15 protein-coding genes are annotated in these 15704 nt (G+C 40.7%); 10 read left to right on the forward strand and 5 right to left on the reverse strand.

What is annotated here, in order from left to right:
• Positions 1–5: 5 nt before the first annotated feature.
• On the forward strand, positions 6–1025 hold the full coding sequence (waaF, locus tag H0W64_07110) for a lipopolysaccharide heptosyltransferase II (protein ID MBA3661478.1): 1020 nt from the start codon (positions 6–8) through the stop codon (positions 1023–1025).
• The gene (gene waaC, locus H0W64_07115) at positions 1025–2035 is read left to right on the forward strand and encodes a lipopolysaccharide heptosyltransferase I (GenBank protein ID MBA3661479.1); all 1011 of its coding nucleotides are present in this window, start codon (positions 1025–1027) and stop codon (positions 2033–2035) included. Before waaF ends, waaC begins: the two co-directional genes overlap by 1 nt.
• A gap of 23 nt (positions 2036–2058) precedes the next feature.
• Here the strand turns inward: waaC and H0W64_07120 are convergent, their stop codons facing one another.
• Entirely contained in the window at positions 2059–2832 is a 774-nt protein-coding gene (locus tag H0W64_07120) for an OmpA family protein (protein ID MBA3661480.1), read from the reverse strand.
• A gap of 159 nt (positions 2833–2991) precedes the next feature.
• Between H0W64_07120 and H0W64_07125 the strand changes: the two genes are divergently transcribed.
• Positions 2992–4707, forward strand: a complete 1716-nt coding sequence (locus H0W64_07125; protein MBA3661481.1) for an ABC transporter ATP-binding protein/permease — start codon at positions 2992–2994, stop codon at positions 4705–4707.
• Positions 4708–4755: 48 nt separating this feature from the next.
• On the opposite strand, the gene mutM is transcribed toward H0W64_07125, so the two are convergent.
• Positions 4756–5571: a bifunctional DNA-formamidopyrimidine glycosylase/DNA-(apurinic or apyrimidinic site) lyase gene (gene mutM / locus H0W64_07130; protein ID MBA3661482.1), complete on the reverse strand. Its 816-nt coding sequence runs from the start codon at positions 5569–5571 to the stop codon at positions 4756–4758.
• Positions 5572–5652: 81 nt separating this feature from the next.
• Here mutM and H0W64_07135 point away from each other — a divergent pair, with 81 nt between their 5' ends.
• Positions 5653–6834: a fatty acid desaturase gene (locus tag H0W64_07135; GenBank protein MBA3661483.1), complete on the forward strand. Its 1182-nt coding sequence runs from the start codon at positions 5653–5655 to the stop codon at positions 6832–6834.
• A 210-nt stretch (positions 6835–7044) separates the two neighbouring features.
• Here the strand turns inward: H0W64_07135 and rpmG are convergent, their stop codons facing one another.
• Entirely contained in the window at positions 7045–7239 is a 195-nt protein-coding gene (gene rpmG / locus H0W64_07140; GenBank protein ID MBA3661484.1) for a 50S ribosomal protein L33, read from the reverse strand.
• Positions 7240–7256: 17 nt separating this feature from the next.
• A complete protein-coding gene (gene rpmB, locus H0W64_07145; GenBank protein ID MBA3661485.1) occupies positions 7257–7496 on the reverse strand; it encodes a 50S ribosomal protein L28 in 240 nt (79 codons plus the stop codon).
• Between the two features lie 158 nt (positions 7497–7654).
• Between rpmB and coaBC the strand changes: the two genes are divergently transcribed.
• The 4 genes from coaBC to H0W64_07165 all read left to right on the forward strand — a co-directional run bounded on the left by coaBC (position 7655) and on the right by H0W64_07165 (position 12067).
• Entirely contained in the window at positions 7655–8863 is a 1209-nt protein-coding gene (gene coaBC / locus H0W64_07150; protein MBA3661486.1) for a bifunctional phosphopantothenoylcysteine decarboxylase/phosphopantothenate--cysteine ligase CoaBC, read from the forward strand.
• A gap of 28 nt (positions 8864–8891) precedes the next feature.
• Positions 8892–9407 carry a dUTP diphosphatase gene (dut, locus tag H0W64_07155; protein ID MBA3661487.1) on the forward strand — a complete coding sequence of 172 codons (516 nt, stop codon included), beginning with the start codon at positions 8892–8894 and terminating at the stop codon, positions 9405–9407.
• A 1-nt stretch (position 9408) separates the two neighbouring features.
• Positions 9409–10794, forward strand: coding sequence for a phosphomannomutase/phosphoglucomutase (locus H0W64_07160; protein ID MBA3661488.1), 1386 nt, complete (start codon positions 9409–9411; stop codon positions 10792–10794).
• Positions 10795–10861: 67 nt separating this feature from the next.
• Positions 10862–12067, forward strand: coding sequence for a UbiH/UbiF/VisC/COQ6 family ubiquinone biosynthesis hydroxylase (locus H0W64_07165; GenBank protein ID MBA3661489.1), 1206 nt, complete (start codon positions 10862–10864; stop codon positions 12065–12067).
• Here the strand turns inward: H0W64_07165 and H0W64_07170 are convergent.
• Complete coding sequence (locus H0W64_07170; protein ID MBA3661490.1) at positions 12051–14006, reverse strand: hypothetical protein; 1956 nt, start codon at positions 14004–14006, stop codon at positions 12051–12053. The genes H0W64_07165 and H0W64_07170 overlap by 17 nt on opposite strands.
• Positions 14007–14179: 173 nt before the next feature.
• On the opposite strand from H0W64_07170, the gene gcvT reads away from it, so the two are divergent.
• Both gcvT and gcvH read left to right on the forward strand, forming a co-directional pair.
• The gene (gcvT, locus tag H0W64_07175; protein MBA3661491.1) at positions 14180–15262 is read left to right on the forward strand and encodes a glycine cleavage system aminomethyltransferase GcvT; all 1083 of its coding nucleotides are present in this window, start codon (positions 14180–14182) and stop codon (positions 15260–15262) included.
• Between the two features lie 35 nt (positions 15263–15297).
• Positions 15298–15687: a glycine cleavage system protein GcvH gene (gene gcvH, locus H0W64_07180; protein MBA3661492.1), complete on the forward strand. Its 390-nt coding sequence runs from the start codon at positions 15298–15300 to the stop codon at positions 15685–15687.
• Positions 15688–15704: the final 17 nt, after the last annotated feature.

Here is a 15704-nt window from a genome sequence, read left to right on the forward strand (position 1 = left end):
TTGCCATGGCTCGTAAAATTCTTGTCATCGGCCCCTCTTGGGTTGGTGATATGGTCATGGCTCAAACGTTATTTAAATTGCTGAAACAACAAAATCCCCTCCATCAAATCGATGTGCTTGCTTCTGATTGGACGTTTTCAATTTTATCCCGTATGCCTGAAATCAATCAGGCTATTCCTCTGCCTATGGCACACGGTGAGTTACACCTAAAAGCACGGTTCCATTTAGGATGTACTTTACGCACTGCTCAGTATGATCAAGCTATTATTCTTCCTAATTCTTTTAAGTCGGCCTTAATTCCCTGGTTTGCAAAAATCCCATGGCGCACAGGTTATCAACGGGAAGGTCGTCGTGTGTTATTAACCGATCCTCGCGTGCTTAATAAGCAAAGCCATCCACTTTTGATTGAACAATATATGGCGCTTGGTTTGCCTAAAAATTCTATATTACCGCAACCGTATGCCTATCCTGCCTTCTCGATTCAACAAGAATCAAGGCAACTGACGCTTGATCGATTACACCTTCATGCTACCCAAGCACCCATTCTTGCTTTATCGCCAGGAGCTGCTTTTGGTTCAGCCAAACGCTGGCCGACAGAATATTTTGCAGAAGTTGCGCAAGCTAAAGTTAAAGAAGGATGGCAAGTCTGGTTATTTGGATCAAAGCATGATGACGCTATTACGCAAGTGATTCAGCAGGGTTTAACTGGCGGATGTCATAATTTTGCCGGTAAAGTTACGCTTGCTGAAACCATTGATTTACTTTCCTATGCTACCGGTCTTGTAACCAATGACTCAGGTTTAATGCATGTCGCGGCAGCGCTTCAAAGACCTCTCGTTGCATTATATGGGCCGACCAGTCCCAAATTTACGCCGCCGCTTTCAACCTCGGCGCGCGTTTTAAAGCAGAATTTACCCTGTCAGCCTTGTTTTGAACGTGAATGTCCTTTGGGCCATCATCAATGCATGCGTGAACTTCGCCCCCAGCAAATTTTGTCACTGATCGCTGGCTGGGGGACACATTAATGCGAGTGTTACTGGTCAAAACATCGTCGATGGGCGACATCATTCACACGTTGCCAGCTTTAACGGATGCAACTCATGCCATAAAAAATATCCAATTTGATTGGATGGTCGAAGAATCATTTGCAAGTATACCAGCGTGGCATCCAAGTGTTAGCAAAGTCATTCCGGTTGCTTTACGAAGGTGGCGTAAAAATATTTTTTCTAAAGAAACCTATCAAGGTTTGCATGCATTGCGATCGCTTCTTAAAAATGAATCATATGATCTGATTCTAGATGCGCAGGGCTTAGTAAAAAGTGCATTCTTAACTTTTTTTGCCAAAGGTAAGCGGGCAGGATTAGATTTTAAATCAGCGCGCGAAAGTTATGCATCTTTTGCTTATCAGGAAAAATATCCAGTCAATTTTTATCAACACGCCGTTATTCGCATGCGCAATTTATTTAGTCTTGCGCTTAATTATCCGCTTAAAAATACCTTACCTCAATTTGGTATTACGCCAACAACAACACACAGAGAAAAAAATCCATATCTTGTTTTTTTACATGGTACGACATGGGAAAGTAAGCAATGGCCAGAGGCTTATTGGATTCAACTTGCGTCATTGGCGCAATCTGCAAATTTTCATATTAAGATTAGTGGTGGAAATGATGAAGAAGTTGCAAGAGCGAAACGAATCGCGCGCAATATAGAAAATGTCGAAGTTTTACCTTACGTTAAAATACCTCAAATGTTTACGATTTTAAGCGGTGCGCAAGCCGTGATAACGGTGGATACAGGTTTTGGACACTTGGCTGCGGCGCTTAATATTCCAACGGTATCACTTTATGGTTCAACGAATCCAATTTACACGGGCGCATTAGGAAATCACTCGCATCAACTTGCAGCGCAATTTCCCTGTGCACCATGTATTAATCGTCAATGTCATTTCAAAGGCACCCGTGATGTTGCGCCCGCTTGTTTTGAGACCATTAAACCGGCATTAGTTTGGCAAACTTTGCAAGCGTATTTGTGATTTTTCAGCGGTCCCTGCAAATTTTAGCAATCTCCATTTCCACGACAACGTTGCTTTGAATAATTGGATATTCCTGAATCATCGGTCGCGCCAATGTTATGCACGGTCATGTTACCTTGGTCTAACCTCAAATCGCAGTCAGAGGGATAGGAAGTAATTTGAATGCGGCTATTGCTGCGAAGACCTTCCTCTGTAAGGTCGCTTGCAATAGGGAAATAGTCACCGTGACCGACATAGTTGAGTTTTCGCATATCGGGTCCTGTGTCTTTAAAATTATTAATTCCAGCATTCCACAGGTACGCGCTAACCACTTTAGCGCGTTCTTCCGATAAACATTGCTCCCATTTAGAACGATAAAAACCGCTCGTATTGCCCGAAATAACAATATTATTTCGTGGCGTGCGGTTAAGTACTTGCACTGCACTATCTAAAATGGGTTCCGCTTGGGGTAATAAGATTGCCGTGTTTGTTTCAAACAGTTTATCGGTTTGCATGTAAATGCCAATAAATCCCCCGACTTTATAGACTTGACCACCCGCTTGGAAGATGCCACCAGCATCATAACGTAACGTCGTTACATAGTAACCCAGCATGCCACCACCAATCCCGGCAATCGCCATCACAGGTTTAGGGGCGTTTAGTAATGCTGTACCACCCACACCGACCCCTGCACCAATGGCCGCGCCTGCGGGAGAGCCCGTGAGATGATTATTTGCAATAAATGGATTATAGCTACAGCCACAGATCAATTGCGTTAAAGTAAAAAGGAGGAAATAAATCGATACGCGCTTCTTCATACGCAGTTTTTGCTCGCTTTTCTGAGGACTTCGAGATGGTTTCTTATTTTGCATGGAATTCTGACTCAGGCCAACCCCTCTTTTGGTTAAAGCAAGACCATAGCAATACGGAACGCATTTCAGTAGTATAAATTTTAGGATAAATTTTGTAGGGTAGTGATGAAACAATTAATTACCTCACGGCAATTTACAACCTGGCAAATCATTCGCGCCTACTGGCAATCTGACCAGCGTTATCTCGCATTTGTTTTATTCGCCGTGATCATCGGCATGACCATTGTTTTAGTGGCTTTCGATGTTGTATTTAATTATTGGTACAATTATTTTTATAATGCTTTGCAAGCTTACGATAAAAAAGCCGCCGTTCGATTACTCATTATTTTTTTTGCCTTAGCAGCCTTTTATATTGTCTTTGCTGTCTATCGTTTTTATCTTTCCCAAATGTTTGGATTACGTTGGCGGAAATGGCTGACCAACCAATTTATTAATCGTTGGTTAAAAAATCGTGGTTATTATTATCTTGAGCAATTCGACAAACGTGTAGATAACCCTGATCAACGTATTCAAGAAGATGCAGGTGCCTTAGTTAACTTTTCGTTGGATTTAGCCATTGGCATTGTGGGAGCGGTTACCACTTTTTTTGCTTTTATTTATATTCTTTGGCAGCTTTCCGGTGTATTGACCATTCCTATAGGGAGTTTAGGTCATTTAAATATTCCCGGGTATTTAGTCTGGGTCAGTTTAATCTATGCTTTGTTAGGGACTTTAATAACATTTAAAATTGGTCATCCCCTTATTTCCCTTAATTTTGAGCAACAACGACGTGAAGCTTCTTTTCGTTATGTTGCGATGGATTTACGGACCCATGCAGAACACGTTGCATTATATCGAGGTGAGGCGCATCAAAAGCATATTTTGAAAAATTCATTTCGCCGCGTTTTAGATAATTTTTATCTCATAATCATGCGGCAAAAAATGTTGTTATGGTTTACCGCAGGCTATAATCAAGCTGCCGTTATTCTGCCTCTCGCTGTTGCTTTACCTAATTATTTTGACAAAGTTTTTTTATTGGGCGGGTTGATGCAAAGCTTGCAAGCATTCGGGCGGGTGCAAGACTCTCTTTCTTATTTAGTTAATTCATACAATCAAATTGCAAATTGGAAAGCAATTTCAAATCGACTCACTAGTTTTCTTAATCATTTAGATGAGATTGAGCATAAAGCTGCGGCACAAAATCATTTGGTCACCACCAGACATGACGAAAATTCTATCATTACGCAAGACATTAATATCGAAACACCACGCAATGAAAAACTTTTAGTGAAAGTCGACACGACTTTCGAACATGGCCAAAATTATTTAATTACTGGACGATCTGGCATCGGTAAAAGTACTTTTATTCGCGCTTTAGCTGGCATTTGGCCCTATGCCTCCGGCAATATTATTTTGCCTCGCGATCAACAAATGATGTTTGTTCCTCAAAAACCTTATATGCCGCTTGGTTCTTTGGCTGATGCTATTTTATTTCCTCATAAACACGACGCTCATTGGCAGGATGAAATTAAGCAAGCTTTAGAAGAAACCAATTTGTCGAATTTAATCCCGCGCCTGAACGAAACAGCGGCATGGTCCGAGCAATTGTCTCCAGGAGAGCAGCAACGGATTGCTTTCGCCCGTATCTTGCTGCATAAACCCGATTGGGTCTTTCTCGATGAAAGCACATCGATGTTAGATTTAGCGAATGAAGCGTCACTTTATCAGCTGGTAAAAACCAAGCTCCCTCAGTGCTCTATCATCAGCATCGGCCACCGTCCGAGTATTAATGCATTCCACCACCATGTTGTAGATTTAGAGCAATTTAGTGCGCAGCATTAAGGTAAACGTACACTTGACGTGTAGTAAAGCAACTCACTCTAAACGTTTCTATTTCTGACAAAAATTACAATACACGGTACTCCGACCTGACATACGGATTGTTTTGAGCGTAGAGGCGCAAACGCTGCACGGCAGTCCTTCTTTTCCATACACTTTAAGTTTCAGCGAAAAATAACCACGGCTTCCATCGGGACTGCGGAAGTCTCGAAAAGTTGTGCCCCCGCTTTTGAGCGCTTTTTTTAAAACACTTTGAATGGCTTTTACGAGCCGTCCGCTTTGCGCAAGGGTCAAAAGGCCGGCAGCTTTGGTTGGTTTGATACCCGCTTCAAATAAGGCTTCTTGCGCATAAATATTTCCAATGCCAACAATCACTTTACTATCCATCAAGAGCGATTTTATAGGGAGTTTTCGACGTCTAGTTTGTTCAAACAAGTAAGCAGCGTTAAACGTTTTGATGAGAGGCTCAATGCCAAGATGTTTTAAAAGTTTATGTTCGGCAAATGGCGCCTCAGTCCAGAGTAGCGCACCAAAGCGCCGGGGGTCGGTAAATCGTAAAAATGTCCCATTCTGGAAATGTATATCAACGTGATCGTGAGCGCCGGGTGCGCACGGTTCTTGATGAAAATGAAGACGTCCTGACATGCCGAGATGAAGGAGTAAAGCACCGTTTTGAAAATGAAAAAGTAAATATTTACCCATTCTGGTTAAATCTAAGACGGTTTTATTGTGTAATTTTTTATCTAAATCTGCAGGAATAGGCCAGCGCAACTTGAGTTGGCGTAGCGTCACCGACTTAATAACTTGTTGAATAACAAAATTTTTCAATGCTAATCGGGTTGTTTCTACTTCGGGTAATTCAGGCATAGGTTTAAATTTCGATCTATATTATAATGATGCGAAACCCAGACTAACTTGTTTGGGCCCATTTTTTAAGAGGAATTTTGCATGCTTGGTCTGATCCAATTACCCTGGTGGGGCTATTTGCTGGTTCTACTTGGCTTTACTCAACTTACTATTCTTTCGGTTACGATTTATTTACATCGTTGCCAAGCTCATCGTTCTGTGGATTTGCATCCTATTGTTAGTCATATCTTCCGCTTTTGGTTATGGGTTTCAACAGGGATGGTGACCAAAGAATGGACTGCTATTCACCGCAAACATCATGCTCGTGTTGAAACGGATGAAGATCCTCATAGTCCACAAACACGCGGCATTAAAAAAGTCTTTTTTGAAGGGGCTGAACTTTACCGTAAAGAAGCGACCAATGCTGAGACTATGGAGCGATATGGTGAAGGTACACCCGATGATTGGATGGAGCGCAATGTTTATACTAAACATTCGATGCTTGGCATCCTCTCGATGTTAGCCACCAACATCATCCTTTTTGGTCCTTTAGGTTTGACAATTTGGGCACTTCAAATGGGCTGGATTCCTTTCTTTGCAGCCGGTGTTGTGAATGGGATTGGACATTTCTGGGGCTATCGAAATTATGAAAGTAAAGATGCTTCACGTAATGTAGTACCGCTCGGTATTTTTATTGGCGGTGAAGAGTTACACAATAATCATCATGCTTTCGCAAGTTCTGCTAAATTTTCTGCCAAATGGTGGGAGGTTGACGCAGGCTGGATGGTAATTCGTACTTTACAAGTTTTTGGCTTGGCTAAACCTAAAAGAAAAGTGCCGGAAATTAAAGTTATTCCAGATAAAACATCTATCGATTCCGATACACTCACCGCGCTTATCACGTACCGCTTACAAGTTATGGCGCGTTACACCCGCGATGTAATGTTGCCTGCTTTGCGTGAAGAGAAAAAACGTGCAACGAATGATGCAAATAAATCCTTACTGGATTCGGATGCCGAGACTGCTTTAGTGCGTGAAGCTTCCATTATGCATCCTTCTCACCGTGCTAAATTGGCTAAGGTTTTGGAACATTTTCAATCCTTACGCGTGCTGTATCAATTTAGACTGAAGTTGCAGGATATTTGGAGCAGAAGTACCGCAAGTCAAAAAGAGTTATTAGATGCGCTCCATGAATGGTGTCAGCAAGCTGAAGCCACGCGCATTGAAACGTTACATAATTTCGCGCGTCGATTGAAAACCTACGTTCCGCAAGAAGCTAGATAACCTCATGAAATTAAGAAGTAATCTGTTAACGATTGCTTCTTAATTCTTCTTCAATTTGTCTTTTTGAAAGTTTAAAGTCAACAGCTAATCGCTGCAAACCCAATCTTTTATAGAGTAAAAAAAGAGACAGGGGGTAAAAAAAGAGGTTGATTTACTGTAAAACCAACCTTCAAGACAATCTGGATAAAAAGCGCAGATGAAGCAATATTATTAAATCTTCGTTTCTTCAAACAAAACGTGCATGCCATTCTTGCCGGTCTCGGCATTGTAAGCACGGGGATCATAATGCTTCAGCTTTAATTTCTCTGTTGTTTTCTTTTTGTTTTTTGTGGTCGTCTTAAAGGTACCCGTAGTCTTACCGGCTTTAGTTTTACCCGTGGAGAGCATTTTAATTTTATCGCGCATGGAAAGTAACCTTTTGCTTAATTTACAATTTGACTGCGTAATTTCAAGTCGTTAAGTATGGTTTCAATACCATATTTATCGATAATCCGCATACCGCGCGTGCTCACGCGTAAACGCACAAAACGCTTTTCATTTTCTAACCAAAAACGCTTATATTGTAAATTGGGTAGATAACGACGCTTTGTTTTATTGTTGGCATGTGAGACATTATTTCCCACTAAAGGACCTTTGCCAGTGACTGGGCATTTTTTAGCCATGATGTAGTCTCTATAAAAAATTCATTAAACGAAGGATGATGTTATGAGGGTGCAACTTATACCAGAATCTCCTTGTGAGAGCAATATTTTAAAGCAACCTAGCCTCAATTCCATGGGGTGATAATTAACTAGATCGAGTCAGTTTTAGGTAGGTTTATATGACGTTAAATCTTGATCGTAAACATATTATTTTAGGGGTGACGGGAAGTATCGCAGCATTCAAAAGTGCTGATCTGACCCGTCGCTTGCGAGAAGCAGGCGCCATCGTGCGAGTCGTCATGACGGAGAACGCCAAACGGTTTATTACGCCCCTCACCATGCAAGCCCTTTCCGGATTCCCTATCCATGATGATTTATTTGATCTGCAGGCAGAAGCTGCAATGGGCCATATTGAGCTCGCGCGATGGGCGGACCTTATTTTGATTGCTCCAGCAACTGCAGATACGATGGCTCGCATTGCCCATGGTACGGCAAGTGATTTATTAACGACGCTGTGTCTTGCTACACTTGCACCCCTTATGATCGCGCCCGCCATGAATCAGCGCATGTGGCTTTCCGCACCCACGCAAAATAATTTACAAATCTTGCAAGCCAATCAAGTCCACCTTTTGCAACCGGATCAAGGTAGTCAAGCGTGTGGGGATGTGGGCCCTGGTCGGATGATGGAACCGCACGCCATTGTGGATGCAGTTGCAAATTTATTTAAAACAGGAAAACTGCAAGGACAGCGCGTTCTCATCACTGCAGGCCCGACGGTGGAAGCAATTGATCCCATCCGTTTTATCAGTAACAGCAGTTCTGGAAAAATGGGATATGCCTTAGCTGCGGCAGCACATGCAGCTGGCGCGAAAGTCACGCTCATCAGTGGTCCTGTGACCCTTAATCCGCCCGAAGGTGTCGATATTATTCCAGTCAAAAGTGCTCAAGAAATGTATGCAGCCGTTATGACGAGGGCGACAACTTGTCATTTGTTTATAGGCGTTGCTGCGGTGGGTGATTACCGCAGTGAAGCCATTGCGACTCAAAAAATTCATAAAACGGATGCGTCAATGCAACTGACACTTCACCGTAATCCAGATATTATTACGGCTGTGAGTCAATTAAAACCACGTCCTTTTGTTGTGGGATTTGCAGCAGAAACAGAGGATGTGGTTAATCAGGCGAGTGCAAAGCGTGTGCGTAAGCAAATGGATATCATTATTGCTAATCGTGTCGGAGAAAAAGTTGGTCTGGGATCCGATGATAACGAAGTGACGGTCATTGATGCACATGAGCACGTTGCTTTTCCCCGTATGCCGAAAGAAAAGCTCGCCCGCCAATTGATCGAATTGATTGCACACCGTTATCAAGCGAGACCCATTGTCTAATTCACTTTTAATAGATGAGTAATTCATTATGACTGAAAGTTTAAACCATCTATCCAAGCTATCTGATTTATCGTCCAACGTTCCTGTTAACAAAACGATACAACTTAAAATTTTGGATGCAAGAATCGGAACAACGTATCCTTTACCTCAATACGAAACAAGTCATGCAGCAGGTCTTGATTTACGCGCTTGCATTGACGCGCCTTTAGCAATATTGCCGAATCAAAGCGTTTTAATTAAAACCGGTATAGCTATCTATATTGCCGATCCTCAGCTTGCCGCCATTATTTTACCGCGCTCCGGTTTAGGTCATAAACATGGATTAGTATTAGGTAATTTAGTTGGGTTGATTGATGCAGACTATCAAGGCCCGCTGATGGTTTCTTGTTGGAACCGGAGTGAAATTGTTTATACAGTCGAACCAGGGGACCGCATTGCACAAATGGTCATCGTACCTATTGTGCGGACAAACTTCGAAGTCGTAGAAGAATTTGAAGAAACCTCGCGCGGGGAAGGTGGATTTGGTCATTCAGGAAAAAATTAAAATGATAAAGGACGTTTTAAGCCCGACGATTTTTCGAGCCTATGATATTAGAGGGATTGCAGGCGATACACTTAATGCCCAAACGATTTTTCAAATCGGTCAAGCCATCGGCTCCTTAATTCGAGAAAAAGGTGAAACGCAAATCGCACTGGCACGTGATGGGCGTTTGTCGGGTCCTGCATTAAGTCAGGCACTTCGCGAAGGGTTATTGGCGACGGGATGTGATGTTACTGATATAGGGCAAGCACCCACGCCTTTATTGTATTATGCAGCACATGTTTTTACTGAGCATTCAGGCGTAATGCTAACTGGCAGTCACAATCCACCGGATTATAACGGTTTAAAAATTGTCATCCAGGGTTGTACGCTCGCCGAGGAGGGCATTCGAAATTTATACCAACGCATTCTTGAAAAACGTTTTGTTGTCGGCGCGGGCGTTTATCGTCAAGTTAATATAGCCGAACGTTATATTTACCACATGACGCATAATGTTACTTTGGCGCGTCCTCTCAAAATTGTTATTGACGCGGGAAATGGCGTCACGGGAGAAATTGCGCCGGCGTTATTTAAACAATTAGGCTGCAATGTCATTCCATTATTTTGTGAAATAGACGGTACTTTCCCCAATCACCATCCCGATCCTTCGCAAGCTGAGAACATGCAAGATTTAATCAAGGCGGTACGTGAACATCAAGCTGATTTGGGTTTAGCATTTGATGGCGATGGTGATCGCTTAGGTGTTGTGACGAGTGCTGGAGAAATTATTAATCCAGATCGATTACTCATGGTCTTTGCCAAAGCTTTATTATTAAAAAAACCCCATTCCAAAATTATTTATGATATTAAATGTACGCAACATTTGGATAAATTAATCCGCGCTCATCACGGTGTCCCTTTAATGTGGAAAACGGGTCATTCGTTAATTAAAGCCAAAGTTGCAGAAACCGGAGCGCTATTAGCCGGTGAGATGAGTGGACATTTCTTTTTTAACGATCGGTGGTATGGCTTTGATGACGCACTTTATGCAGGTGCACGCCTACTTGAAATAGTGTCGGAACAAGCTGAGCTGAGTGCCGAATTTTTTGCAGCTGTCCCTAATAGTGTTAATACCCCCGAATTAAAGATATTAGTCGAAGAAGAAGAAAAGTTTGCCTTGATGGACCGTTTGCGTGAGCAAGCTCATTTTGCGGATGCAGAAGATATCATTACATTTGATGGAGTACGCGTTAATTTCGCTAAAGGTTGGGGTTTAGTTCGACCTTCCAATACAAGTCCGTATTTGATTTTACGATTTGAAGCCATCAATGAAACGATGTTAGTCAATATTCAAAACTTATTTCGGAGTTGGTTGTTATCAGTTAAACCTGATTTAGTTTTACCATTTTAAATGACAAATAAAAATTAATTAAAATAAGCGAGGCGACTTTAAAAGGTTGCCTTTAATCGAGTTACTTATGCAGTGTCATGATTATGATATGCTTATTGTCGGCGGCGGCATTGTAGGTTGTGCGCTTGCTGTCATGTTAGCCGCGCAGAAAAATAAAAAAATTGTAATTTTAGAAACCAATCCCTCTCCACCTACCTGGTCCTCTACTCCTTACCAGCATCGTGTTAGTGCGTTAACCTTATCAACCATGCGTATTTTAAAGCACGTGGGGGTGTGGGAAACAATTGCCCATCATCGCGTGAGTTCTTTTGCTGAAATGGTGGTTGTTGATGCTCATCATGCTGAACTACATTTTAAGGCTGAAATGATCGGGGAGCCAACGTTAGGCTTTATTGTTGAAAACCAACTCTTACATTGGGCATTAGCTGAAAAAGTAAAAGCATTCGACAACATTACGTGGGTGCGCCCAGTACAGTTAAACGCTGTGAGTTATGGGGAAGATAAAGTTACATTAACAACTGAACAAGGCGTGTGTTTTTCGGGAAAATTAGCCATTGCTTGCGATGGCTCAGGTTCGTGGTTGCGCAGTAAAGCTGGCATAGCGAACCACCAAGTTCATTATAATCAATCAGCACTTGTTACTAATATTAAAAGTTCAAAACCTCACACTGCCATTGCTCGCCAATTTTTTTTGCAGAACAGTATACTGGCTTTTCTTCCGCTGCAGGATCCTTATCTTTCTTCTATTGTGTGGTCATTACCCAAAGACGACGCCCTTCGGTTAGTTGATTGTGATGTTTCGTCATTTAAAACTACATTACAGGCTATTTGTTTTGAACAACTAGGCGAAGTGGAATGGGTCGCGGAACGACAAATTTTTCCACTCACTCGTGCCAGAGCTGCAAGCTATATTCGCGAACGAATTGCATTGGTGGGTGATGCAGCTCATCTTGTTCATCCTCTTGCGGGACAAGGTGTGAATTTAGGATTACTTGACGCCGCGTCCTTGGCGGAAGTCTTGAGCGAGACACGTGATCATGATATCGGCGGAATACGTCCTTTGCGTCGTTACGAGCGTTGGCGTAAAGCTGACAATTTACCGATGCTGATGATGATTGATAGCTTAGAAAAATTATATCAAAATCAATCTTCGTTTTTGCAAGCAGCCCGTGTAAAAGGGCTGCAAAGTGTAAACCGATGGGTAACCCTTAAATCTTTTTTAATTAATTATGCCGTAGGTAACCGTCGTTATTTACCTAAGATAGGAAGCTAAAAAAAGATTGATTGGGTTTTACTGCAATTTCCGCATGGGGATCAAGTATTGCGTGAAGTTCACTCAACCCTTTGCAAAGCTGATCTAAATTAATTTCAGATGACTGCTTTCCTTTAAAAAAACCGTCAGAGGGCATGCTTTTTTGTTTTTTAATTACAGGAGTATCTTGCGTTTCATTCAAAAATTCACTTGCCTTAAGGCTACATTGAATTAATTTATCTTTTGCAGAAAATCCATGCGAATGGGTAAGTATATGCTTTAATTCACGTAAACATTGAGCAGTATAATAAGGTAAAGTTTGATTTAGATTTTTTTTAAATTGATGCTTTAGTTTTTCCAAAAGAACATCATTAATAGCTTCGATAAGCTTTTCTTTAGTCACTTCAGCATGATACGCCGTTAAACGCATTTCTTTTTTAAGGCTAATCATAGAATCAATGTGATTAGAACACGTAAATGGTTTATTGTTAATAAGTGCTAGCAACCGATTTGCATACACTTCTGCATAGAAGTGTTTTAATTTTTTTGCATAAAGCGATGTATCATTAATGATGCCTTGTTTCAGCCAATCCGTAATGTAAGGATGTTCATCAACAAGCTTGATCCCGCTTAAAGGTAGACTATTTAATTGGTCGAGAGTGAGCAACCTATCTGTCAATAATTTTAAAATTTTAGGCCGAGTAATAGCTGCACGGGTTTCTGGTTCAAATTGATGGATATCTAAAAAATTAATTATATTTTTATCCATCAAATCTTGCATTTCTTTCGTTTGTAATAACTTAGCTTTTGCTTCATCTATTCTCGTCAATGCATAAATTGGGACATCATGTGTGGCTAAATACTCATTATTAAATTGTTTGCTTAAGATAGGTTTTAAGTAAGATGGTATTTTTTTTACATCGTTAAAATTATAATCATGTTTCATAATTTTATTAATAATGACTGGCATTTTAAATATTTTACTTTGGTCTTTGTCTATATCGATAATCTGATCGATCGTGATGGTATGAGTTAATAATAATTTATTGTAAGCAATAATAAGCGGTACATGGTGGGGTTGGATTAAAAGCAAATGATCATAGGTGCATAACTTGTTCTTGATTAAATCAATAACATTTGGATCGATAATTGCATCACTAACGTTATTAAAAAAATCAATGTCAATTTTATTATTGAGAAATAAATCCAAATAAAATTCATGGGTTAAAACAAAGCTATTATTTTTATTTGATAAAAGCGAAACAAATTCTACGAGCGAAATATATTTGTTTCCCAAAAAAAAATCGAGTACATATTCTTTGACCACTTTTGCGGCATATTTATTTGCTTTAGCAGAAATATGGAGAATGAAGGTTGCCACATTAAATGTTGGATCATGAATGGGCGCAGCTTGGAAAGATTTATGATAAGTATTCGTATTAAAATATTTTGTTATATGAAAATTTAAATAAGCCTGGTCTCCAGAAAAACTGATGGATGCATTATAAATTTGGCCGGGCTTTTCAATATGACTTCCAATGACCATTCCACCATCTGCGGCGGGATAAAGCGATTTAAAAACGTTTTGATTATCATGTTGATGACTCAATTCAAGCACCATTTTCTCAAAGGCTTGTTTTAGAGATTGAAAGTGCAACGAATTAGGCGTAATCAATCCAGACAAGGCATTTTGGCAAAGTTCGAGTAAGCAGCGTCTAGCTTCACCAATTGTAATTTGATGATCTTTATCATTCATGTTTTCAAGACCCAATAACGTTTCTTGGGGTTGAAGTAAATATTTACGGAAATGATAAAAACTATTCTCTACATTGACTGGTTGTGAAAGGGCTAAAATTAACTCGTCAATTTCCTTGCTCAATTCGCGTGGGTCTTCCGAGAAATCCAATAAATATCCAATCATTGTGTTTATATGATTTTTATGTCCATCTTTTATTGTCATTATCTGCTCCATGAATATGATTTAACAAACCCGATCATATGGTCTTTTTCTTAAGAAAGACTTAAGAAAAGAAAAATGTTTCTTTCTTTTAAGCATCTTTCAAGGCGTTCATTTTAGATTGGAATCGTTATATACTTCTGCACGCAAGTCTAATCTAGAAAAGGGTAAAAAACGTGGGTAAACAAACACCATTTTATGCGCAGCATGTCAAAGCGCAGGCCAAAATTGTTGATTTCGCTGGGTGGGACATGCCGTTACATTATGGTTCGCAAATTGAAGAGCATCATATTGTTCGTCGTGAAGTAGGGATGTTCGATGTTTCTCATATGGGAGTTGTCGATATTTCTGGAAAAGATGCTGCACCTTATTTACGTTATTTGCTTGCAAATAATATTGATCGTATTACACCGGGGCGAGCAATTTATACATGCATGCTGAATGAAAAGGGTGGTGTGATCGATGATTTAATTGTTTATAAATTATCGGAAACAGATTTCCGCATTGTGATCAATGCCGGTACACGTGAAAAAGATTTAGCATGGATGCGAAAACAAAGTAATGCGTTTGAGTTAACCATCCAGGAACGTCTCGACTTGTGCATGCTTGCAATTCAAGGTCCACTTGCTTATCAGAAAGTTGCTGAGATGGATGTGATCAGTAAAGAAGATCTTTCTGCCCTCAAAAATTTTTCTTTCCTTACGTTTGACGACTGGCTGATAGCGCGAACAGGTTATACAGGTGAAGAAGGCGTTGAAATGATTTTTCCCGTGGCTTTTGCTGAATCCATTTGGGAAAAAGCCCTCGTCGCCGGCATCAAGCCATGCGGGTTGGGGTCCCGTGATACATTGCGTTTGGAAGCGGGTTTAAATTTATATGGCAATGATATGGATGAAACGGTTACGCCCTTGGAATCAAATTTAAGTTGGACGGTTGCAATGGAACCAACAGATCGTGATTTCATTGGCCGCAAGGCACTTTCCTTGTTGCAAAATCAAAACCCAGCAGGCCATATGGTCGGTCTGGTATTAGAAGGACCCGGTGTTATTCGCAACCATCAACGGGTTGTTTTTGCGAACGGTCCAGAAGGGTATGTTACAAGTGGTGGATATTCACCGACGCTTGCTAAAAGCATTGCGTTAGCCCGCGTGCCCGTGCAGATTAGTGAGACTTGTACCGTAGAGATTCGTAATAAAGCTATTCCTGCCAAAATTGTTAAACCACCTTTTGTGCGCAAAGGTAAAAAAATGTTTGAATAAGCGTTACCCATACAGATTTAATTTGGAGCATTGCAATGAGTAAAATTCCACCACAATTACAGTACACGAAAACCCATGAATGGATCAAAAAAGAAAATGAGATGCTAACCATTGGCATTACCGATCATGCTCAAACAATGTTAGGTGATCTTGTTTATGTAGAGCTGCCGGAATTGGAAAGTAATTTTGAAATGGGACAAGAATGCGCTGTGGTTGAATCGGTTAAAGCTGCTGCAGATATTTATTGTCCTGTACCAGGCGAAATCATTGAAATTAATGACGCTGTCATTGAAAATCCGCAACTTATTAATGAAGATCCTTATGGGAAAGGTTGGTTGGTACGCGTGCGTCCTTTCGATCGTCAAAAGCCTGAACTTCTTAATGCTGATGAATATACTAAAGTAGTGGCATCAGAAGCTCACTAATGCATTTATTTTTTCCT

The sequence above is a fragment of the Gammaproteobacteria bacterium genome (genome assembly GCA_013816845.1).
GTDB lineage: Bacteria > Pseudomonadota > Gammaproteobacteria > DSM-16500 > DSM-16500 > Aquicella.